The organism is Enterococcus sp. DIV0756, from assembly GCF_051710745.1.
In the GTDB taxonomy this organism is placed as follows: domain Bacteria; phylum Bacillota; class Bacilli; order Lactobacillales; family Enterococcaceae; genus Enterococcus_A.
In genome coordinates, this window is the sequence record NZ_JBIOLF010000001.1 from 103825 (window position 1) to 127479 (window position 23655).

General features: G+C 37.1%; 18 protein-coding genes and 3 CRISPR repeat arrays. Of the genes, 17 read left to right on the forward strand and 1 reads right to left on the reverse strand.

Annotated elements, in window-relative coordinates; genetic code table 11:
* Positions 1–49: 49 nt before the first annotated feature.
* Positions 50–1132 carry a zinc-ribbon domain-containing protein gene (locus IGI44_RS00525; RefSeq protein WP_438785817.1) on the forward strand — a complete coding sequence of 361 codons (1083 nt, stop codon included), beginning with the start codon at positions 50–52 and terminating at the stop codon, positions 1130–1132.
* 85 nt (positions 1133–1217) lie between these two features.
* On the opposite strand, the gene IGI44_RS00530 is transcribed toward IGI44_RS00525, so the two are convergent.
* Complete coding sequence (locus IGI44_RS00530; protein WP_438785818.1) at positions 1218–2222, reverse strand: thermonuclease family protein; 1005 nt, start codon at positions 2220–2222, stop codon at positions 1218–1220.
* Between the two features lie 329 nt (positions 2223–2551).
* Here IGI44_RS00530 and IGI44_RS00535 point away from each other — a divergent pair, with 329 nt between their 5' ends.
* The 16 genes from IGI44_RS00535 (at position 2552) to IGI44_RS00610 (ending at position 23579) form a co-directional block, all read left to right on the forward strand.
* Positions 2552–2971 carry a MarR family winged helix-turn-helix transcriptional regulator gene (locus tag IGI44_RS00535; protein WP_438785819.1) on the forward strand — a complete coding sequence of 140 codons (420 nt, stop codon included), beginning with the start codon at positions 2552–2554 and terminating at the stop codon, positions 2969–2971.
* 80 nt (positions 2972–3051) lie between these two features.
* On the forward strand, positions 3052–4428 hold the full coding sequence (locus tag IGI44_RS00540) for an MATE family efflux transporter (RefSeq protein ID WP_438785820.1): 1377 nt from the start codon (positions 3052–3054) through the stop codon (positions 4426–4428).
* A gap of 235 nt (positions 4429–4663) precedes the next feature.
* Positions 4664–5740 carry a glycosyltransferase gene (locus IGI44_RS00545; RefSeq protein ID WP_438785821.1) on the forward strand — a complete coding sequence of 359 codons (1077 nt, stop codon included), beginning with the start codon at positions 4664–4666 and terminating at the stop codon, positions 5738–5740.
* Between the two features lie 355 nt (positions 5741–6095).
* Positions 6096–6841: a CRISPR direct-repeat array (repeat unit 29 nt; unit sequence ATCTGAATCTAAAAGAGTGGAATGTAAAT).
* A gap of 189 nt (positions 6842–7030) precedes the next feature.
* Positions 7031–8164 (forward strand): Fic family protein, encoded by a 1134-nt coding sequence (locus IGI44_RS00550; protein ID WP_438785822.1) that lies wholly within the window; start codon positions 7031–7033, stop codon positions 8162–8164.
* A gap of 245 nt (positions 8165–8409) precedes the next feature.
* Positions 8410–9171, forward strand: coding sequence for a CRISPR-associated endoribonuclease Cas6 (gene cas6 / locus IGI44_RS00555; protein WP_438785823.1), 762 nt, complete (start codon positions 8410–8412; stop codon positions 9169–9171).
* Positions 9164–10849, forward strand: coding sequence for a type I-B CRISPR-associated protein Cas8b1/Cst1 (cas8a1, locus tag IGI44_RS00560; protein WP_438785824.1), 1686 nt, complete (start codon positions 9164–9166; stop codon positions 10847–10849). Before cas6 ends, cas8a1 begins: the two co-directional genes overlap by 8 nt.
* The gene (gene cas7i, locus IGI44_RS00565; RefSeq protein ID WP_438785825.1) at positions 10842–11729 is read left to right on the forward strand and encodes a type I-B CRISPR-associated protein Cas7/Cst2/DevR; all 888 of its coding nucleotides are present in this window, start codon (positions 10842–10844) and stop codon (positions 11727–11729) included. Before cas8a1 ends, cas7i begins: the two co-directional genes overlap by 8 nt.
* Positions 11716–12468 (forward strand): CRISPR-associated protein Cas5, encoded by a 753-nt coding sequence (cas5, locus tag IGI44_RS00570; protein WP_438785826.1) that lies wholly within the window; start codon positions 11716–11718, stop codon positions 12466–12468. Before cas7i ends, cas5 begins: the two co-directional genes overlap by 14 nt.
* Before the next feature lie 11 nt (positions 12469–12479).
* Positions 12480–14759 (forward strand): CRISPR-associated helicase Cas3', encoded by a 2280-nt coding sequence (gene cas3 / locus IGI44_RS00575; protein ID WP_438785827.1) that lies wholly within the window; start codon positions 12480–12482, stop codon positions 14757–14759.
* Between the two features lie 9 nt (positions 14760–14768).
* Entirely contained in the window at positions 14769–15254 is a 486-nt protein-coding gene (cas4, locus tag IGI44_RS00580) for a CRISPR-associated protein Cas4 (RefSeq protein ID WP_438785828.1), read from the forward strand.
* Between the two features lie 3 nt (positions 15255–15257).
* Entirely contained in the window at positions 15258–16256 is a 999-nt protein-coding gene (cas1b, locus tag IGI44_RS00585) for a type I-B CRISPR-associated endonuclease Cas1b (protein WP_438785829.1), read from the forward strand.
* 6 nt (positions 16257–16262) lie between these two features.
* Positions 16263–16544, forward strand: a complete 282-nt coding sequence (cas2, locus tag IGI44_RS00590; RefSeq protein ID WP_438785830.1) for a CRISPR-associated endonuclease Cas2 — start codon at positions 16263–16265, stop codon at positions 16542–16544.
* A gap of 186 nt (positions 16545–16730) precedes the next feature.
* A CRISPR array of direct repeats spans positions 16731–19189; the repeat unit is 30 nt; unit sequence GTCTAAATCTAAAAATAGTGGAATGTAAAT.
* Between the two features lie 58 nt (positions 19190–19247).
* Positions 19248–19727, forward strand: a complete 480-nt coding sequence (locus tag IGI44_RS00595; protein WP_438785831.1) for a hypothetical protein — start codon at positions 19248–19250, stop codon at positions 19725–19727.
* A gap of 10 nt (positions 19728–19737) precedes the next feature.
* Complete coding sequence (locus tag IGI44_RS00600) at positions 19738–20562, forward strand: SWIM zinc finger family protein (protein ID WP_438785832.1); 825 nt, start codon at positions 19738–19740, stop codon at positions 20560–20562.
* Between the two features lie 285 nt (positions 20563–20847).
* Positions 20848–21716: direct repeats of the CRISPR family, unit length 29 nt; unit sequence ATCAAAATCTAAAATAGTGGAATGTAAAT.
* Positions 21717–21968: 252 nt separating this feature from the next.
* Complete coding sequence (locus tag IGI44_RS00605) at positions 21969–22670, forward strand: response regulator transcription factor (protein ID WP_438785833.1); 702 nt, start codon at positions 21969–21971, stop codon at positions 22668–22670.
* Positions 22671–22673: 3 nt separating this feature from the next.
* Positions 22674–23579, forward strand: coding sequence for an ATP-binding protein (locus IGI44_RS00610; protein WP_438785834.1), 906 nt, complete (start codon positions 22674–22676; stop codon positions 23577–23579).
* The last annotated feature ends 76 nt before the right edge of the window (positions 23580–23655 follow it).

The following is a 23655-nucleotide window of genomic DNA, read 5'->3' on the forward strand; positions in this document are numbered from 1 at the left end:
ATAGGCACCGATTGATTAAGAATGATACTGAGAGAACCGGAGGAGACACATGAAGAATTGTCCTAATTGCGCTCACGAAAATTTAGCGGATGCACGCTTTTGCGAAGAATGTGGACGACCGTTTGCTACGATTGAAAATAACAATGAAGACAATCGTTTTTGTTTTAATTGTGGGGAAGCGATTCAACCAACCGAAGATTTCTGTTCCAATTGCGGTCAGCGGCTAAAAGCATTCGACAATCCAACGAGTAAAATAAAAAAAGCCTTGTCTGAGAATCGAAAAATAGCTGTCCGCGGCTTTATTTTGGCGGCTGTATTTTTGATAAGCGGTCTCCTATTTGGTCGTTACTACTATAGTTATCCGCAGCAGTTAAATCGCTTAGCACAGACCTTTAAAACGCAAGATCCTGAGAAAATTGCCTCAGTAGTTACCTCAGAAGATCCTGATTATACAGTCTCCGTTGCCGAGCTCACGAAATTTATTAGCTATTATCAAGAGAGCGACCATAAAGCTGACTTCGCGGATTTTCTGACGGATTTAAAAAATGATCCGGGACGATTAGAAGATTTTTCGCTCCATCAAAAGGGGCGCTACCTAGGAATATTTCCTCGCTATCAATTAGTGATTCACCCCGTGTATTTGACCGTCACAGCGGATCAGTCAAATCTACAGCTGTTGCTAGATGATAAAAAGTTAGCGACAGTTAAGAGCCGTAATTATCAAACAACTTGGGGGCCGCTAACACCAGGAAGCTATCAAGTAAAAGGAAAACTAGGCAACGAACAGTCTGTTTCCACCCAAGATTTAGTGCGCTATCATAATCCTGATTTTGAGTCAGACAGCCATGTCGCTATTAGTCTGCACAAGATTTCTTTCAAAGTCCTCTCAATTAATGATGGTGCAACGGTTTTATTGGATGATAAAAAGGTCGCCACCATTCAAAACGGACAGGCAGAGATCAAGGATGTGATCTGGCATCAAGGAATGGAGATCCGCTTGACCTTTAAAGAAGGACAGCAGCAAGTGAAGAGCGATCCCTACCAAATTACTGCTGGCAACTATTTGGCTGATGCGTACGATGCGAATAGTCACGAATCAGAAATCAGAATAAATATTGATCAAGCGCAATAAAAGCTTGCTATGGGTTTTGAGGTATTTGATAGCTGAGAATACAGAGAAGCGGAATGCCAAACACTTGGCATTCCGCTTTTTTTGATCAGTAGCATTTAGCGCAGGCGGTTAATCCGCGTGCTTGTGCCTCTTCTAAGGTAGCTGGCGAGTAGGTGCCATTGCCGCATTTATGGGTGTGGTATTTACTGCCTGTTGGAGTGACATAAACGGTTTGTCCTTGAGCCGGTTCTGCTGCCTGCTGGGCTTGGGCTGCTTGCTGAGCTTGTGCAGCAGCTTCCGCTTGTGCCTGTGCTGCTGCCGCTTCTTGAGCAAGTCGCTGTTCTTCGGCTTTTTTTGCGGCCTCGGCTTCGTCAGCGATTCGTTTCTCTTCGGCTTTTTTAGCAGCTTCCGCTTGTTCCGCTGCGCGTTTTTCCTCGGCTTCTTTTGCTGCTTGCTCTTTTCGTTGCTGTTCTTCTTCCGCATATTTAGCAGCTAGTGCTTCTACACGAGCTTTTTTATATTCGTCCGCTACTGTTTGATTGTAGCCTTTGTCAGCCTGTGCGTAGTTTTCAATACTCCAAATGTTTTGCTTTTGTTCTTGAGCCTGCTGTTGCGCTTTTTTGATTTTTTTTAAATACTTCGTGTTTTTACCTTTGGTGCTGTGAACCACTCCCAACCCTTCGCTGGCAAGCGTTTCTTGAACGAGTTTACCGTCAGCCCAGACATACACCAGTTCTCTTTTTTTACTATCAAGCTTCTTGCCTTTGTCGTACTCGATCTGGATTTTTTTCGCATTTTTAAGTAATTCTTTTGTCCGATCATGGGCTTCTTTGGCGTAAGGATTGTCTTTTTTTAGGTTAGGTGTATCAATCAGTAAGTATTTTGCTGTAACGTTTTTACCATTTTTCAGTTTGAACCGTGTTGTATCGCCGTCAATATATTTTTTGACGGTAACGGTGACCTTCTTGTTGGCCGTTCGCTTGATCGACACCTTTTTTTCGGTTTTTGTTTTAGCGGCTTCTACTTGATACTGTGGAACCGGTGTAGAAAATAAAAAACTAACTAATAGTGCAAAAGTAACTCCAAGCTTGATCCCAATCTGCTTTTTCATCTTTCTTTCCTCCTGCTATCTATAGTTTAAAAATAATAATTCAAGAATATGTGTATAGTTAAATGATACTATATTTAGTTCTTTAAGGAAGTGATAAAACAAATAAAGTGATTATTTAATGAGGTTTAATTAAATAATAAAATGTGAAAGATATTTTTAACTGATGAAATACGCGTCACAGACTATGAATATCCGCTGAAAGTAGAAGGTAATTAATTCGCACTCTAATTGTTAGGATTCGAATGTTTTTGGTTGACATTCTTTTTAGCAGCGTGTATATTCTTTTCGAACAGTTAGATATCTAATTATTCTGCAAAGGAGGAATTCTTTTGGATAGATTGGTCGTTTCAAATTTACTGCGCTCGATTATGAATAAATCGCGTGAATCGATGGAACAACGTGTCAAAGATATGGGTATCAGCTCGCAGCAAGGGCGAATGATCTCTTACATCGCGCATAATGAAGACAAGGGATTAATTCAAAAAGACCTGGCGGAAGTATTTCAACGCCGTGGAGCTAGCATCACGAGTATGTTACAGGGGTTAGAGAAAAAAGGGTATATCGAACGACGAATACCAGAGAACAATGAGCGACAAAAGAATATTTATGTTTTACCGAAAGGGAAAGCCTTGATCGATGAAACGAACGCGGCTTTTTATGCTGCCGAACAAGAATTAGTTCATGCCTTGAATGATGAAGAAGTTCAACAATTAACAGAACTATTGAGAAAAATCGATCGTAGCCTTTAAATGCCAAGCAGTAGTTGTCTGCTTGCATGCGAATAGTTAGAAATCTAACAATTATAAATCTAATAAAAGAAGGAATTAACATGGAAGAATTTGAAGTGAATGAATCAAATATTTATTACTTAAAAGAAAGTCCAATTCGTAAAGCGATTGCCCACTTATCCATTCCAATGATGGTGGGAATCTCAGCGACAACGATCTACAATTTGATCAATGCGTACTTTATTGGTTTGATCCACGATACGAATATGATGTCCGCGATTACCTTGGCAATGCCCATTACGATTATTTTAATGGCTGTGGGGAATATGTTTGGAGTTGGAGGGGGAAGCTTTATCACACGGCTGTTAGGTAGTGGAGATACACAAAAGGGCAGGAAGGTTGCGGGGTATTCTTTTTACTCAAGTATTATTCTCGGTCTGCTGATCGGTATTGTCGCGATTGTCTTTATGAATCCATTTGTTCATTTGCTCGGTGCGGATGGTCAAACGATGCTTTATACCAAACAATATGCAACCATTCTATTTGCCGGTGGCGCCGCGTTTATCCTGAATTTCGCTTTGGAACAATTGGTACGTTCTGAGGGTGCATCAAAAGAATCCATGTATGGCATGTTTATCAGTGTTGCCGTCAGTATTGTTCTGGATGCCTTGCTGATTTTAGTCTTTAACCTGCATGTGATTGGTGCAGGAATCTCGATTGTGATCGCAAATCTTGCATCAACAACCTATTATATATGGTTTTTGGAGAATAAAAGTGAATCATTGAAGGGCTTCTTAAAGCATTTCAAGCTCTCACTCAAGGATCAATTAGAAGTCTATAAAATCGGTGTTTCTGAACTGTTCAAATCAGCATTTATGATTGTCACAACTTTATTATTGAATAATTTTTCTGTTCAATATGGAGACAATGTTGTTGCCAGCTTTGGTATCGCCGTTCGCATTACACAATTGCCAGAATTTTTGACGATGGGGCTATTTCTAGGTGCGATGCCGCTATTCGCCTACAGTTTTTCTGCCCATAATACGAAACGCTTAAAAGAATCGTTGAAAGAAGTTTCATTATGGATCGGAGGAATCTCCATTTTCTTTGCACTGATTGTTTACCTATTTCGGGTACCTGTGTTGGGATTATTTACTAGCGACCCACATGTGATCCAAGTTGGTTTAACGATCTTGGCTGCGCAATTGGTTTCCTCAGTATTTAATGGCTTTTCTGGTCTGTTTACCGGTATCTTCCAGGCATCTGGCTACGGCGTTCAGACGGGCGTGATGTCAACGATCCAAGGCACCTTTTTTATTCCAGTTGTTTTGCTATTGCATCACTTCTACGGATTGGATGGTTTGATCTGGTCAATGACAATTACAGAAGGTATTGCCTTTGTTGCTGGTGTAATTATGATGATTCCTTATTTGAATAAATTAAGTAAAAATGAGCTCCCAGCTTTGCAAGAACAATAAGAAGAGTAATCAAAGAAAAAGTTCAAATTTCTTTAATAAATTTGAGCTTTTTTTTGTTGATTGAACACCTTGGTATCACTACGTTGTTGTCTTGAATTTGTCATTTTTATTTTTTGAATTAAAAAGGTTGGGTTATTTATTGCTGAAATGAAGCCGCCGTTGCGATATTATTTAGAGTGAATAAAAAAGTTTCTGTTATAAATAAAAATACATACTTGTTAGGGAGGAAAAATTGATGTCAACACAACCTTGGGCACTATCTCAGCTCCAGCTTTTTGTCACAAAACGGGAAAGATTAGAAAAAGCAATAATGAAAGCGTACACGGATTCACAGGATGCGGATACGGTTATTCAATATGTTGTTGCTGTCCTTATCAGAAATGCCTTGTGTATCTCGGATTTTTCACTGATGTGTCAGGAGTTAGTCCGAGAAATCCTACTAGTTGCTGAGCCGACGGACGTGTTGCGCAAATTTGCCCCGTTATTCCGTGATTTCTTTGATAGTGAAAAAGAATGGGAACAAGTGACTAAGCGTTTATATAAAAAGACAAAAGAATATCATCGCTACAATAATCGTGTGAGTGATTGTAAGAAATATTTATTCGCAAAAACAACCCCCATTGATGAATTAAATGGTCAACAATACAAACTAGTCTCAACCTTTGAGGATGCGATTGGCAAGATTCATACGTGGAGTCTGCGAGATGCCGATAAGAATGCTTCGGCGATGAAAATTGATGCCGTATTAGAGCTATTGAGCTCATTAACGATTTTTGAAAAAGAAGGCGTTCGCCGGTTCGTGAAGCTGGAAAACTCTGAAATTGACAATTGCACGCGCCACATCAAAATTCGTAAAGGCGAAATTGTGGAGGAGTCTGCCCAAATTTCGGCGAGTCAGACTGAAGCAGCGGAACCCAGTTTTGATTTCAGCACGATGAGTGAAGAAGAAAGACTCCAACTGGTCAACCTGTTGTTACCAGAGGGCGTTGTTTTGGCTGATACTCGGAGGGAAGGTGTTAGAAACGAGGAGACAAAAGAGCGTTCTATTAGTGAAGAACTCGGTGTGCCCGAAAAATCCATTGCTTCGACACAAGAAATAGAGACTGATAGCGGAGCGATAACTACCCTAGCAAAAGAAGCCGCGGAAGCTATTGCAGCAAAAGCGAAACCAGGGAATCCGCAATCAATCTACAAGAAACCTAAGAGTGAGAAACAGAAAGAACAAGAACACAAAGATGAATTGTTAAGGGAAGCCAATAAAGGAAAACCCAACGGCAAGAAAAAAGACCGCAAACGTAAACGAAGAAAATAACCCGCTTTGTTTTGAAATTTTTCGCTGGATCAAGAAAAAAGGTGCTGCTGTGTACCTTTATTTGCTGTGACAAGAGGTTAGTCAGAGGAAATGGGAATATTTTGTTATAGCTGAACAACCATAATTATTACTAGTATCGACTAGACGATTTTTAATGGACGCTGGCTTTTTGGTCATCTGTCGACCGTTGAAAGCCGAAAAAACCTGTAGTTACGACAGCACTACTAAATCGTTGAAATAATAAGATGATTGACTGAGACTGCTGTTATATTTGCTGAGGGGTGGCAAGACAAAGCTGAGATCGACAGAATGGCTCTGTTAAGACCTAGTGGGAACAGGTATAATTTAAGACGGGATCTGAATCTAAAAGAGTGGAATGTAAATGAAGTATTCAAAACTCTCTTTCCTGATTGTTTGGAGATCTGAATCTAAAAGAGTGGAATGTAAATACTATATTTTGTCGGATCAGTAGAATCAGCAGCGGTATCTGAATCTAAAAGAGTGGAATGTAAATGAAGGTTATGAAAAGTATTTCATTACGAAAGATCAAATCTGAATCTAAAAGAGTGGAATGTAAATTTATCCGGCGTAAGGACTTTTAGCCGCTGCCATAGGATCTGAATCTAAAAGAGTGGAATGTAAATATGGTTATTCAAATCACAAGGGCTAATTGAGTTTATATCTGAATCTAAAAGAGTGGAATGTAAATGCACTCCTGAGCCTCCAAAACCACAACAGAAGTTCGATCTGAATCTAAAAGAGTGGAATGTAAATGAAAATGAAGACCTATTCGCCTACGTTTTTGACGTTAATCTGAATCTAAAAGAGTGGAATGTAAATCAAAGTAATGCCTCCACCAATGCGTTATCGATCTGATCTGAATCTAAAAGAGTGGAATGTAAATAAGGAAAAAGCGGTGTTCGAGTTGTTGCTGAGTACTATCTGAATCTAAAAGAGTGGAATGTAAATACAGTTGAAAACAAAGCAGAGAAATTCATTCAACTGGATTTGAATCTAAAAGAGTGGAATGTAAATCTTGGATGCGTGAGCCGTCAAATACGCATTCGACATCATCTGAATCTAAAAGAGTGGAATGTAAATATGGATGAAAGATCGGAAAGATGAATTCGAAAAGTATCTGCATCTAAAATAGTGGACCAAAAAATATATGGAAATCCTTTCTATCTCAATGACATAAAAAAGAATCTATATTCGAAAATCTATTTGATCATTTGTGTTGATTTTGATCAAATAGAATGAGATGATAAAGACTCAGTGAGGAGGGATAGAATGAGTGCGATTAAAGGATTAGAGCCATTACCACCGAAGGTTACAGTTGTTCAGGCGTTACAATTATATAAAAAAGTAGCAATAATAAAATCATCTATTGGAAAATTGAATTCTGAGTTAGGACATTCTATGGTGAACTCTCAGTTAATTCAAATGCTTACTCTTAAAGAATCTGTGCAATCAACTAGGATAGAAGGAACACAAGTGACTTTTGCAGATATGATTGAAGATGCAACGAAAAAGAATAAGAGTAATGAAGTGGTAGAAGTTGATAACTACATGGAGGCACTTTCTGAGGGGATTGAGTTGATCCAAGCGGGGGTTCCTATATCTTCAAGATTGATTAAACAACTGCATAAAGTTTTAATGGGAAAAAATACTCGCGGAACAACTTCTTCATCTGGAGAATATCGTTCTATTCAAAATTTTCTCGGTCCGACAAATAGTATAGAAGACGCCGTTTATATCCCGATAGGTGCTAATGAAATCGGAGACTACATGACAAATCTTGAGTATTTCATCAATGCGGAAAAGCATCAGTCTTTTGAAAAACAAATCGATCCTGATTTTGAAGTTCTGCTAGACGAAACTTCAGATCCATTAATTAAAACAGCGATTATGCACGCGCAATTTGAATCTATTCATCCTTTTTTAGATGGAAATGGTCGAATGGGGCGGATTCTTATCGTGTTAAGCACGATGCAAGATGGTTTGATTGATAAACCGGTCTTTTTTGTTAGTGAAGAATTAGAGAAAGAACGTTTGAGGTACTATAACCTGTTGAATGGCGTACGAGGTAAGAATCCAGATTGGTTTTCTTGGATCGAATTTTTCTTAGATGCTTGTCAAAGAATGGCTACTAGTTTGCTGAACAGATTGGAGAGTATTAATGAGCTTGCAACCAGCGGGGCGAAAAGGATCAATAGCGATAGAAATGTAATCAATCAGATATGGGTAATGACCTTTTTAAAACCTTATTTGACAGTTAGCGAAGTTGCTAAACATTTGGATATAGCTGTCTCTACTGCTAGAAGAGATTTAAATACGTTAGTCGAGCTTAAACTGATCGATGTCGACAACAGTAAAAGAAAAAATAAAGTCTATGTAAATTATGATTTGCTACGGCTTTTATAAAAATTGCTCGTCATATAATTTTTATGCGCTTCTTTGTTGAAAGAAGCGTATTTTTTTATGAAGGAGGAACCCAATTCAAATAATGATAAAATTTTAAAGTGAAAGATCAGCCTGTTAAGAAGTGAAAATAACGATAAGAATATATTTTGAGTGTTTATCATTATTAATGTGACATTTTAAATAATAAGCGAATATGATAACATATTTATGTAAGAGTTTTTATAACAAGATAGGGAGGTAAAACGATGCGTTTCAAAATCAATTTAGAAGTTCAATCATCAAATGAAGAAATCGAAATACCTATTAAATATCAATCAATGTTCTTATCATTATTAAAACGCGGGTTAGAAAATGTTGCACCTGAAGTATACAAAGAACTATATGAAAAGAATAAAGAAAAATTATTTTCGCAGGCAATAATCTTTAAAGGTGCTATGTTTGAAAAGGAGAAAATAATTCTTAAAACACCTTCGATTACTTATTTATTCTCAACACCTAAAGCCGATTTAGCGATGGCTGTGTATAATGCTTTTATTTATTTGAAAGAAATGAAAGCGATTCCTTTTTCCGGCGAAATAAAATTAAGAGTGAAATCAGTGTCAACGATCTATCAAGAGACCATTACAGAGAAGCAGGTTGTATTTCAAGCAGTGTCTCCTATATTAGCGAGAGATCATAATCGCGAAACCAGAAAAGATTGGTTTTTAGATTTTTCTGATAAAAAGTATGAATCTGTTTTAAAGCAAAATCTGATCAATCGGTTGGTTCCAGAGATGGGGCAGGGAATTAGCTACGACATAAACAATTTAAAAATTAAGCCATTGAAGATGAAAAAGACCGTAACGAAGGCTTATGAAAAATTTTATCAAGGAGCCATTGGGACGATTGAGTTGACCGGAGAACCGTATCTATTAAATGTGATTCGAGATGTTGGACTAGGATCGAAGACCGGATTATATTTCGGCTATTTGAATCAGGTAAAACAGGGTGGTGATAGTAATGGATAGTATAGAGAAAGAGGATACCTTAGAATTTCGCTTAAATTCTTGGATGGAAAATGCGGCGATTTGTGGCTTGGTCAATATTCTTGAGGAAGATGAAGATAAGGTCGAGATAAAACCTCAAAGTATTGTAGTTAAAAAAGAAGTATTTAAAAATTTTGAAGAAGACTATTTTACTTATTTTGCGAAACAGTACGAGAAATTATCTTCATTGACGAAAGTGTTGGCTTATGAAGACGAGATGACTCGTCATCAACGAGAAGATTTTACCCATTTTGATCAAAAAGCATATGAACGGCTGCATAAATATCTTGCGGATCTGAAGCGCTATGGGGAGAGTAACAGTTATCTTGCGGTATATCCGTTGATTGATTCGTCAATCGATATCGTTTCGCTAATCAAAAAAGCAAAAGTCGATAAATTGAAAAAGGGCGAGCTTGAACAAAATCATATAGAAATAATTGATCGAGTAAAAAGTATTTACGAGTTATTAATGGAGATTTTTGCATACTATCATCAGGAGGATGTACAGCGATATCTAGCGGCTAAAATCCAGATCTATTCGGTTATCAATAATGGCTACAATGATGTCTCTTTTTTGAATCGACAAGAAAGCAAAGGCGACTTTTTTGAGAAGTATCATGAGTATTTTGTGGAATCAATGTTCACCTATTTAGAAGACAGTCACGAAAAGGACAAATTATCTTGTACTAATTGTGGACGATCGATAAAGAAGGGCGACATTTCATATAGCTTTATCAATCAAGCAGGCTATGATGCGAATCGAAAACAAAGTAACGCCTGGTCATTTACGAATGATTTATTTATGTGTCCCGTGTGTCGATTGCTTTATACGTGTATTCCTGCTGGTTTTACGTATGTGTATAATCAAGGATTATTCGTGAATGACAATCACTCAGTACGAACATTGATTGATGTAAATAAAGGGATTCGTTTGAATGTGCTGAGTCTGAACAAAACCGAAGTGAAGGCGATTGATACGTATGCTGCATTGATTCGTACGTTACAGGATTCGATGAATCAGCAGCATCACCGTGAATTGCAGGATATTCAAGTTGTCCGTTACGAAAACGAGCGCTATTACTTCAATCTTTTGCCAAAGCATATATTAAAAACGATTGATCAATCAAAAGACAAATTACCAGAATTATTCAATGCTGGTTATGTTTTAAACGGTGACTATCAAAGTCTTTATCGGGAGATCATTACTCGATTAATGAATAATACAAATCTATTTTCACTGATTTATCAAATATTGCGAGCCAAGGGTACTGGTGGACAAGTCTATGCGAATACCTATCACATTATGAAAATGATTGAGATCAATCAAAACTTTTTAAAGGAGCTGATTCAAATGGAGAAACTAGAAAAGGATGAACTAGAAAAAATTCGTCGCGATGGCTACTTCTTGAAAAAAGAATATGCGAATAAGAACAAAGCCGATTCAATTGGACTTCGATTATTAAATGCTTTGAAGGCTAATAATAAAGATGCCTTTATGGATATTTTGTTAAACAGCTATATGTACTTAAATAAGTTGGTGCCCAAATATTTTACAGATATCTTCTTAGATGATGAACGTTTCAAAATCATTGGATATAGTTTTGTAGCAGGAATTATTGGAGAAGCTCATACTACTGAAGGAGGAAATGACAATGAGTAAAGGGTTAACGATGACAATGATTTTTCTAGCAGAGAGTGCGAACTACGGAGAATCTTTAGGAAATGTTGCGACATTGAAAAAAATTACACGAGGCAAGGGTGAACAATATACGTATATCTCTCGTCAAGCGATTCGTTATAACATTGTCGAGCAGTTAGGTGAGCCCTTAGCTTCATTGAGTGCAGAAGGCAGTGGGACAAAGCAAGTCATTCAATTTGATCAACATGCAACGATTGATAAATATCCAGAGGTTGATTTATTTGGCTATATGAAAACGGCAAAAGGCGACAATGCTTTAACGCGCTCTGCGAAAGTTCGTTTGTCGAACGCTGTATCGCTTGAAACATATAAAGGTGATACCGATTTTCTAACAAACATGGGCTTAGCTAAACGCTTAAGAGAAAATGGGAATGAAAAAGCAATGAACTCGATCGCGCAATCAGAAATTCATCGCTCTTTCTATCGTTATACGGTAACAGTTGATTTGGATGAAATTGGGATTGATCGCAATGTGGATATAGAATTATCCAATGAAGAAAAAAGTCGCCGTGTTCAAAAATTATTGGATACGATTCAATATTTATACCGCGATATTCGTGGTCGTCGGGAAAATTTACAGCCGTTATTTGTTGTAGGTGGGGTTTATGAACGGAAAAATCCGCTATTTGAAAATGTAGTAGATGTTCATCAGAATAAGGTGGATGTTGAAAAAATTGAGGGAGTCCTTACTGATGCGCTTCGGCAAGATACGTTTGTAGGTGTGGTGAAGGATGCTTTTGAGAATACTGCAGAAATTCAGGAAGTGTTGCAAGGACAAAAAATCCCGCAAGTTTTTGAAAGCTTGAAACAGAAAGTAGCGGATTACTATGAAAGGGATTAAGCTAATCGTCCATCAAGACATGGTCAATTATCGCCGTCCGACAAGTTTTCAGCTACGTGAAACGTATCCATTGCCGCCGTTATCGACTGTTATTGGCATGGTGCATAATTTATGCGGATACCAGCACTATGAACCAATGAAGGTTAGTATCCAGGGTAATTATTTTTCCAAAACCAATGATTTATATACGCGATATGAGTTTAAGAATGGAATGAAATTCGAAAAGGCTCGTCATCAGCTGAAGGTGAATGAATTTGGTGTTAGTCGAGGAATCGGCTACACAGAATTGTTGGTGGATGTGCATTTGATTTTGCATATCGTGCCAGATGACCAAGAAAAGGTCGAGGAAATCTATCAGTTTCTAAAATATCCAGCAGAGTTTCCTTCTTTAGGTCGGCGAGAAGATTTGGCGAATTTTGAGAAGGTTTCGATTGTGGAGATTGAAGAAAAAGAAGTGGAAGAAGATATCGAATTTCGCGATCAGTGGAGTGCCTATATGCCTGTGAAAAAAGTAGCTGAAGGAACTATTTCATTGGATGCTGACGGTACATTATCATCCGGCACCCGGTTCATTTTACCGAAAGTTTATGAGCTTTATAATTTTGGGACAAAAAACAAGCCGAAATTCAAAAGAAATTGGATCGAGCGAAAAGAAGTCGTGTATTCAAGTGTTTTCACGGTCGTTGAAGAAGAAAGTATTGATGTAGACGAAGAAGGAGATATTGTATTTTTATTATAATAGGAGGAACTATGAACGATCAATTTTGGGCAAAATCAACGGGAGAGACCATTGTTCACCACACGAAGCAACTATTAAGAGCCTATGATCGACTAAAAGACTATTATCCGGAGATTCCTGTGAATTGGAATCTCCTTCGTCTTATTTGCCAATATCATGATCTAGGCAAAATGAACCATTTATTTCAAGAAAAGATGCGAGATGGTGTAAATAAAAAAGACGGGGAGATCCCACATGCCTTGCTCAGTATTGCCTTTTTTCCAATCAAACAATTAAAAGAAATCTATTCTAAAGATGACTTGAGGGCTGCTACCTACGCAATTGCATTACATCATGAACGGGATTTTTCTCAGATAGAAATGGATCAATACAAGCATGAAGTAGCCTTATTGGCAGAACCGGTAGAAAGTTTCTTGTTTAATGAGATAGAGTTAGATAAACCGACTATCATTAAGCGACCATCTGTTTCATATTATCGCCTTCTACACAAATTAGCCAGCAACGATGAATGTTTTAAAGAGTATGTCATGTTAAAAGGCTTACTAAACCGAATCGACTATGCCGCCAGTGGAGACTATCAAATCGAATATCCAGCAAATTTTCTAAATAAAAATATGCCAAAAGTTCGAGAATCATGGCGGAAAAAGCATTCTGATCCAACGATTGATTGGAATGAGATGCAAAAATACGTTCAAGCCCATCAAGACGAGAATCTAGTGCTTATCGGACAGACTGGCTTGGGTAAAACAGAAGCTGGATTGCTGTGGATCGGTGATAACAAAGGTTTCTTTACCTTGCCATTACGCACGGCGATCAATGCTATTTATGACCGGATTCGAAAAGATATTACAGATAAGGAAGAATATAAAGAGCAAGTTGGAATTTTGCATTCGGATAGTTTGGCTGTTTTATTAGCGGAACAAGAGAAGAATAAGGAAGTAGAATTGGATAAATTGGAAAGCTATCTCACTGAAACGCGCGGCTGGTCGTTACCACTGACTGTTACGACATTGGATCAAACGTTTGACTTTGTTTATCATTATGCGGGATTTGAACAAAAGCTGGCGACATTTGCCTATTCCAAGGTAGTGATCGATGAGATTCAAATGTATTCACCGGATTTATTGGCCTATCTGATTAAAGGGCTGAAAGAGATTCAAGATTTTGGCGGGAAATTTCTTGTGATGACTGCTACCTTACCACCATATTTATTAGATCTTTTTGAAAAAAGAGGGCTGAAATGGAAAAAGAATTCTCCTCGTTTCTTGGATCAAAAATTATCAGAACGTCACAATGTGCAAATTTTGGAAGAAGGAATCTCTGCAGAGGCAGTTGCTGAGCTGTATCAGTCAGGAAAATTGTTAGTGATCTGTAATACCGTTCGAAAAGCGAAGGAAATCTACAAAGAATTGTCGGAATTGATAGTTGGAGTAGATATCCATTTGATTCACAGCCAATTTATTCGTAAAGATCGGCAGGATAAGGAAAAAAAGATTCAAAAATTTGCAAAGTCTAACAAAGAAGGTATTTGGGTAGCGACGCAAGTAGTAGAGGCATCTTTAGATATTGATTTTGATTTGTTGATTACAGAATTATCCGAATTAAATGGGCTTTTCCAAAGAATGGGGCGCTGTTATCGGAAACGACCGTTACTAAACCGTGAGCAGCCGAATGTCTATGTGTTTGATGGCGGTGGTCAGGTGACGAGTGGAATCAGCTCCAGTGAACAAGCAGTGGTACATTATCAGATATTTGAGTTGTCCAAGTTGGCGTTACGGAATAAAGGCTCTGGTATTTATAACGAATTAGACAAAATGAATATGATCGAACAAACGTATACGACAGAAAATATGAAGCAAACAGCCTATTACGAAAGAGTAGACACGATGTTGAATTGGTTGTCGGCGATCGAGGATGACGGGAAGAGTGCAGCTGAAGTACGGAAGCTTTTCCGAAATATCCAAAGTCGAAATATCATTCCAGAGAATGTTTATGATGATAATAAAAATAAAATAAATGAGTACATGGAGATTCTATCTTTATCTTCTAAGGAGATAGTAAGTAAGAAAGATAAGGAAAATCCAAGAATATACAGGCAGAAAATCAAATCAAAGTTAGAAAATTACATGATGTCGATCCCAGAGTGGTTGTTTAGGAATTGCCTTAAAGAAAATCAAGTCCGCTGTGAGCAGATCGGTCGTTACGATCAAGTCTTTTTTGTTAACGGAATTTATGAGAGTGATGTTGGTTTCCAAGTGTTGAAGGGTGAGAAAGAAGACAACTTCGGTTAGGTGACAACAATGAAGATTACTGGAAATATGATCAATTACTTTTTCGTGTGTGAAAGAAAATTGTGGTTATTCGCTCATGGACTGCAATATGAAGAAGAGAATGAGAATGTTCAACTGGGAAAATTATTGGATACTGGTACTTACAAAGATAAACGTAAACAAATCATGCTGGATGGAACGATCAATATTGATTTTCTTGAAGATTGGAAGGTCCTACATGAAGTCAAAAAATCACGAGCCATTGAACCTGCTGCAGTCTGGCAATTGAGGTATTACTTGTACTATTTGCAAAAGAAAGGTGTTTCTGTAGAAAAAGGCTATATTGATTATCCGAAACTCAGAGAACGCATAGAAGTTACCTTGAATGAGGAAGAAACCAAAGAATTGGAGGGAATTATTGAATCAATTGAAGCAATAATCACTCAAGAGGATTCACCAAAAGTCGAAAAGAAGATTTGTACAAAATGCGCGTATTATGACTATTGTTTTATCTAGGAGGTGGAGAAAATCGAAAGCTACTATTTATATTCCAGCGGAACATTAAGTCGCAAGGATAATGTTATTCGGATGGAGACAGCAGATGGTCGAAAAAAAGATTTAAAAATTGAGATGACACGAGACATCTATTTATTTGGCGAAGTGACGACCAATACGAAATGTTTAAACTATCTTTCTGAAATGAAAATACCTGTGCATTTTTTTAACTACTACGGATATTATACTGGAACGTTTTATCCTCGAGAGAAGAACGTATCTGGGAAGCTCCTTGTTCAGCAAGTATATCATTCTGCGGAAGAAGAAAAGCGCATCATTTTGGCAAGAAAGTTTGTTGACGGGGCAACGGCGAACTGTTTACGCAATTTACAGTATTATCGACGCCGAGGCAAGGAAGTCGAAAGACAGATAACGGAGATTGAAGCTGTTAGGAAAAGAATTCCTCGCACAAATGAAGTTGAGGAACTGATGGGGTTAGAAGGAAATATACATCAAATCTACTATAGTGCTTGGGAAACTATCTTCAATGATGAAATTGAATTTAAGCAAAGGGTGCGCCGTCCACCAGATAATATGGTGAACACGTTGATTTCCTATTTGAATATGTTGACTTATAGTGCGTGTTTATCAGAAATCTATGTTAGTCAACTCAACCCAACAATCAGCTTTCTTCATAGTAATTCTGAACGAAGATTTTCTCTATCTTTGGACATTGCTGAGATTTTTAAGCCATTAATTGTTGATCGATTGATTTTCTCTTTGATCAATAAAAAAATAATTACTGAAAAAGATTTTGAAAATGGCTCGAATGGAAATTATTTAAAACAGACTGGGCAACAAAAAGTCTTACGTCAATTTGACGAACGATTGAATAAAACGATTCGTCATCGAGAGCTTAAAAGAAATGTTTCCTATCGAAAATTAATGCGTTTAGAGTGTTACAAATTGATTAAACATTTGATGAGTGATAAAGAGTATGAACCTTTTAAAATTTGGTGGTGAAAAATAATGTATGTCATTCTTGTTTACGATATTTCTTTAGAAGAAAAAGGCGCACGTGTCTTAAATCGCGTATTTAAAATCTGCAAAAAGTATTTAAGTCATGTGCAAAAATCTGTTTTTGAAGGAGAAATCACACCTGCAAAGTTAAAGAAGTTAGAACAAGAGTTAAAAGAATATATCCGTGAAGACCTAGATTCAATCTTGATTTTCAAAAATTCCAATAAAAAATGGTTGAAGAAAGAATACATTGGCATTGACGGTACGGAATTAGTTTCGAATTTCTTTTAGATTTCAAATCTGTCGATGTGAGGTGCCCTAAAAATCCCCTAGTTACGACAGATAATGAAAAATGCGAGAAATAAAAGGTTATTTCTGGTATTCAATGTTATTTAAGTCAGAAAAGGAAAGCGTATTTTCGAGATCGACAGAAATGGGTTCAAGAAGCCTGTTGTTTCAATGTATACTAATCACGGAGTCTAAATCTAAAAATAGTGGAATGTAAATATTATTTTCTTCTCAAAGCTTTCGATCTTAATTATTGTCTAAATCTAAAAATAGTGGAATGTAAATGAAGAAGAACCGCCGATATTACTGTCTGTTTCCCGTCTAAATCTAAAAATAGTGGAATGTAAATCACCACCACCAGCGCCTTTTTCGAGGTTCTCCCTGTCTAAATCTAAAAATAGTGGAATGTAAATATGATTATTTGTTAAGTGTAGAAAATGACCTTGTTCGTCTAAATCTAAAAATAGTGGAATGTAAATACTGTCTATTTCATTTATTTGTTTTCTAGTCATCAGTCTAAATCTAAAAATAGTGGAATGTAAATAAAGCATAGCAAATTTAGAGAGCGTTTCTGCTCTCTGTCTAAATCTAAAAATAGTGGAATGTAAATTCAGTAAATACTTTGTATTGACTCAACTTTACACAGTCTAAATCTAAAAATAGTGGAATGTAAATTCTGGAAGCTTTTTTTCGTCTATTTCATCTTCTAGTCTAAATCTAAAAATAGTGGAATGTAAATAGCTTCTAGTTCGGTGTAGTTCATTGACAGGACATCGTCTAAATCTAAAAATAGTGGAATGTAAATCTCTGATACACTCGCGGTTTCAGTACTTATTTTCAGTCTAAATCTAAAAATAGTGGAATGCAAATTCCGAAAAATAAGCTCGGTAATAGTTGAATCTCATTGTCTAAATCTAAAAATAGTGGAATGTAAATACACAAACGCCCGCGCCAAATTGCCGTAGCATTGTTTGTCTAAATCTAAAAATAGTGGAATGTAAATCTTCTAATCTCTTTCTGTTACAAAAAGCATCCATGTCTAAATCTAAAAATAGTGGAATGTAAATCTATATTTCAATATCAAACAGGACGGATGGTAAAACGTCTAAATCTAAAAATAGTGGAATGTAAATTCATAATGATCACCTCAAATTGTCTTTATGCTTTTGTCTAAATCTAAAAATAGTGGAATGTAAATGGAGTTGAACAAGGTGAAGTCGCGATCGTAGCTATAGTCTAAATCTAAAAATAGTGGAATGTAAATAAAAATTCTTACTGCTTCTTTATCCTGTTCCGTTAGGTCTAAATCTAAAAATAGTGGAATGTAAATTGTTGCTTACAGTCTTTTGAGGACTGACCTTTTGATTGTCTAAATCTAAAAATAGTGGAATGTAAATAACTTTTGGATGGACTTAGATACAGGAGAAGCTGAGGTCTAAATCTAAAAATAGTGGAATGTAAATAAAATAAAACGACCACATCTTTGACAATGGCCGCCTTGTCTAAATCTAAAAATAGTGGAATGTAAATATCATTTGTGGGCTTCACGGAGAAGGTACGGCAATGGTCTAAATCTAAAAATAGTGGAATGTAAATCCGAAAAACATTGATCAGATCGTCAAAGAAGGGAACGTCTAAATCTAAAAATAGTGGAATGTAAATTTCAACGAGATATGCCCCGCCGTTTGCAGTTGTTTGGTCTAAATCTAAAAATAGTGGAATGTAAATCCTGAAGGGATGCTGATGAGTCAAGCACCGTGGTGGGTCTAAATCTAAAAATAGTGGAATGTAAATGGCCTTATTATCCCTTCAGAAAACTCGGGGATAGTGTCTAAATCTAAAAATAGTGGAATGTAAATAGTACAGAGGTAGCTTTACAATATGGATTGAATTTGTCTAAATCTAAAAATAGTGGAATGTAAATGTCCAATAGGGTCCTCATAAAAAAGCGTGTTTCCTGTCTAAATCTAAAAATAGTGGAATGTAAATAATGCTATTAATGAAGTCGGAGAAAAATGTTTTGAGGTCTAAATCTAAAAATAGTGGAATGTAAATTCGGGTGAGTGGTTCTTTACTTATGGTCAACCACCAGTCTAAATCTAAAAATAGTGGAATGTAAATTTCAAAGCTGACAAAGCATATCCGATTTCCTATTACAGTCTAAATCTAAAAATAGTGGAATGTAAATGCATTCCAGTTCCCGTACCTAGCTCAATCAGTTTATGTCTAAATCTAAAAATAGTGGAATGTAAATGGTACTTAGGTGGTATATCAAGCACGGGTCGCTAGGTCTAGATCTAAAAATAGTGGAATGTAAATTTTCATCCGTGGTGCCGCACGATCGCAGTTGCTGTTGTCTAAATCTAAAAATAGTGGAATGTAAATTCGAGAACTATCTCTGGTGCCCTAAGGTTGATCGTTGTCTAAATCTAAAAATAGTGGAATGTAAATATGATTGGAACACTACCTCCAAATAAGTAATTCATAGTCTAAATCTAAAAATAGTGGAATGTAAATGAGTACAAAGAACTACATCAGATTTTCGGTCAAGGGTCAAAATCTAAAAATAATGGAATGTAAATGGGAACTTCGCCATCACTTTTTCGGCGACATCTACAGTCTAAATCTAAAAATACTGGAGTACTAATTGCATAAAGTAAGCTTAAAGATTATCGGAGCTAATCTGAATACTGCGAGGAAGAAAACATGAAAGTATATACGGTTCAACAAAGAGATTTTTTATCATATTCTGACTCACAGGGCTTTATTTTACCTCAAAGAGATCCAGAAAATTCTATTTTTACAGATGACGAAGAAGGAGCCAATTGTTTGTGGGCTCTAGAATGGATGAAAGGACAATTTGAAAAACGTATGATTATTCCTTTAGATCGCGATCTGATTTGGGTGTGGCCGGATATTCAGGCGTATCTATATGACAGAAATAATCTTGATTTTTCACGGCATGCATTGTTTACCTTTGAAATTCCTGCGAGCTCCTATAAAAAAGATATTTTATGGTCGGATTTCTTTAGATGGCATGAAGTTTTGAATCGTTTGTGGGAAGGGAAAAAAGACGAAAGCGAAAGATATGAAGAAATTTTCCAGTTAAAGAAACACGAACAAGCTGGAAGAGTACAAGGAACCACAACACGATTGCATAAGGACTGGATCAAGCGAATAACCTAGGAGGCATATTATGGCGAGATGGGAAAGATTATTTAAACCACATATTTTGGAAAGAGGATATGAGTATTTCTTAGAAGATCGGATCGTTGATTTTTGGCTAAAGGATAATTTGATAGAAGCATCCGTTGCTGGGACAGAGGACTATCAGGTTGTGATTGAAGAAATTGGTTATGATTTTCCTAGGCTTTATTGTGATTGCCCGTTTGCGGATGCGAATAATAACTGCAAGCATATGGCGGCTGTTTTATATGAATATGAAGATCGGAAAGCAGATGAACGTTGGGATGAGGAAACAGGGGTGTCGGAACAAGTTGAAAAAATGGTAATGAATGTAGATGAAGGAGTCGTCCGTGAGTTCTTAATTGAGCTCTTATGGAAGGATAAAAGCTTAGCTCATCGTTTTGCTCGACTAATCTCGCCTCATATTACCGATAAAGACATACAACAATTAAACCATAAAATCGATAAAATTATTCAGCAACATGCTGGCTATGAAAATTACCTTGAGTACCATCAAATAGAAAACTTTGTTTCTGACTTAATAGAATTTATCAACGAAGAAATTACACCTGTCATAGAGAAAGAGGCACATCTTGCTGCTTTTCAATTGATAAATCACATTGTTCTAAAAGTTAGGGAAGTGGATATGGATGATTTTGAAGGAGAGCTATTTGAACTGTCTGCGGAGTGTCGGTACACCTGGGAATCAATTCTTAATAAAGCGACTAACCAAGAACAAGAAGAGATGCATTCTTGGTTTAAATCACAGCTAGCTCATGGTAAGTACTATTTTGGTTATGGAGAAATCGAACAAATTTGTGAGGATCACTTTTAAAAGTAAAGTTTATTTTCAAATGCATAATTACAAGAAACTTTCTAAGTAAGAATAATGAGGTACAACTTTATCAATTGTGTAAAAGACCTGTTCGAGTGGCAGCAAATCTGTCGACCTAATAAAGATTAAAATACCTGTAGTTACGACAGCAACTAATAACTATTGAAATAAACGGTTTTTTGCTCAAAGGGACTGTTATGTTTACTAAGTAACAGCAACGAAAGGTAGAGGTCGACAGAAATATGCTATTAGAGCATTGCGACATAAAGTATAATTGTAGGTGGGATCAAAATCTAAAATAGTGGAATGTAAATTTGCTAACTACTTTGAATTGGATGAAGAGTTTTATTATCAAAATCTAAAATAGTGGAATGTAAATTGCGTCGTTGAAGCGAAACACATGTCGCTGGTCCAATCAAAATCTAAAATAGTGGAATGTAAATTGGGCTAACATAAGTTGCGCGATTCCTTCCGCCTAATCAAAATCTAAAATAGTGGAATGTAAATAGAGCTATATCGTCAAACAATTCTTTAGGCATTTTTATCAAAATCTAAAATAGTGGAATGTAAATTTCGGATACTTCTTTTTCAATGATTGTTAGTCTTAATCAAAATCTAAAATAGTGGAATGTAAATTGAAGATAGGCGCCTTGTTCGCTTCAGTTGGTAGGAATCAAAATCTAAAATAGTGGAATGTAAATATTAAACATGGAACCACATAAATTCATGAATACAGATCAAAATCTAAAATAGTGGAATGTAAATACAGAAGAACAGCTGGAAAGATTTGCAGGAGGACACATCAAAATCTAAAATAGTGGAATGTAAATGAAGGATACCAAATTGACAATACGAAACACAAATTTATCAAAATCTAAAATAGTGGAATGTAAATAAAATACATACTAACAACCGATTACGTGGGTCAAAATCAAAATCTAAAATAGTGGAATGTAAATTAAATGCTTCGCCCATTTTAACTCATCCTCTCTTTTATCAAAATCTAAAATAGTGGAATGTAAATAAATCCCATAGTTGTTTTTCTAGCTCAGGAAAGGAGATCAAAATCTAAAATAGTGGAATGTAAATTCAACACATTTATATCCAATAATTCGAAAACTTGTCATCAAAATCTAAAATAATGGAATGCAAATTCAGTAAGAACTCGCTTGTCATACCAGTCGCGGTCAATCCAAATCCAAAACAACGAAATATAATTTTTTCCATCCCTAGTACCATACGATCGTTATCCACTCATCGTAACGTTTCTAACACACTTTCCAAAATCGGAAGGTGTGTTTATTTTTTCGTCATTTATCTCAAAACTCCGCAACTTTCATCCGAAACGGGTGTGTTATTTGCTAGAATTAATAATAGAATAATTATTTTTCACGAGGAGAAAGCGGATGCAAGAAAAAATCAGGGTATTGGTCATTGATGATGATCAGGAGCTTTGTTCGATTATTGAGCGTTATTTGAAAAATGCGGATTATGAGGCGCAGTTTGCACACACGGGTGCTGGCGGACTGAAAATGGCGTTGGCGGGGGATTACCAGCTGATTGTATTGGATATTATGCTGCCGCAAATTGACGGGATGAGTATTTTAACGGAGCTTCGTAAGCAAAGTGTCGTGCCGGTTTTGATGCTGACAGCCAAGAATGAGGAATCGGACAAGCTTCGCGGGCTGCAATTGGGGGCGGATGATTATTTGACGAAGCCTTTTAGTATGGCGGAGTTGATGGCGCGGGTGGATTCGCTGGTTCGACGCTATACGAAATTCAATCAAACGGCTGGCGCTGAAAAGGTGCTGAAGCTAACGCATGTATCGCTTGATTGGCAAACGCGAATGGTCTTATTAAATGGGAAACCGTTGGAGTTAACGAGTAAAGAGTTTGAGCTTTTATATTTTTTGGCGGCGCATAAGGGACAGATTTTTACGAAGCGGCAAATTTATCAGCAGGTTTGGGGGGAGGAATACGCGTTTGATGACAATAATATCATGTCCTTCATCAGCAAACTGCGGAAGAAAATTGAACCGGATGCCGCGCGGCCGTTCTTTATTCAAACGGTTCGCGGTGTGGGCTACCGATTTAATCAGGAGGGATAGAAGATGTTGCTGTTGAGTATTAGTTGTTTATGTTTAGCTATCATTTGTCTATATCTGATTGCGAAAATGCGGAAAAATAAACGTCAAATTGATCAGGCGATGACTGTTTTAGAGGATATCGGTGAAGGGAACCTTGATCGGAAAATAGTTGTGGATGAAGGCTCGGAGGTGGCGGTACTCTGTTTTCGGTTAAATGAGATTGTTTCAGAAATGAAGCGGCAGCTTAGCCAGCTTCAGGTTTCGGAGAATGAATATCGGAAGCTGATCACCAGTCTATCTCATGATGTTCGAACTCCATTGGCGTCATTGATTGGTTATTTAGAGGCGATCAATGATGGCTTGGTGACTAAAGAAGAGCAGCGGGATTATTTGCTTTCCTCTCAGGCCAAGGCATTTGAATTAGAAAGCTATATTGATACGCTTTTTGAATGGGTTAAGCTGGAATCTGGTGAGCGTCGCTATCAGTTTGAGCGGCTCGACGTTTGCGAATTGCTGCGGGAGATTATCAGTGAATGGATTCCCCGAATGGAACCGCAATTTAGTTACGATGTTCAGATTCCAGAAGAAGAGCTTCACTGTCTGATTGACGAACTCGCGTTTCGACGAATCATCGATAATTTATTAGAAAATTGCTTGAAACACAGTCAAGGAACAACTATTACGATTAAGCTTTCGGAACAGAAGGAGCAGGTATGGGTGGAGGTTGCGGATAATGGTCAAGGAATCTCTGCACGGAATTTACCTCGAATTTTTGACCGTTTATACAAAGGGGATGAAGCTCGCGGTTCGAAAGGCAATGGCTTGGGACTGGCGATCGTTCAAGAATTAGTTGCAGCGCATCATGGAGAAATCAATGCCAGCAGTCAACTAGGTGAGGGCACAGTATTTTGTCTGATGCTGCCTAAATAAACCAGAAAAAAACAAGGGTTCGGCAAGGTTATGACAAGGTAGCGCTGCTAAGCTAGAAGTATAGAAAGGATGGTCG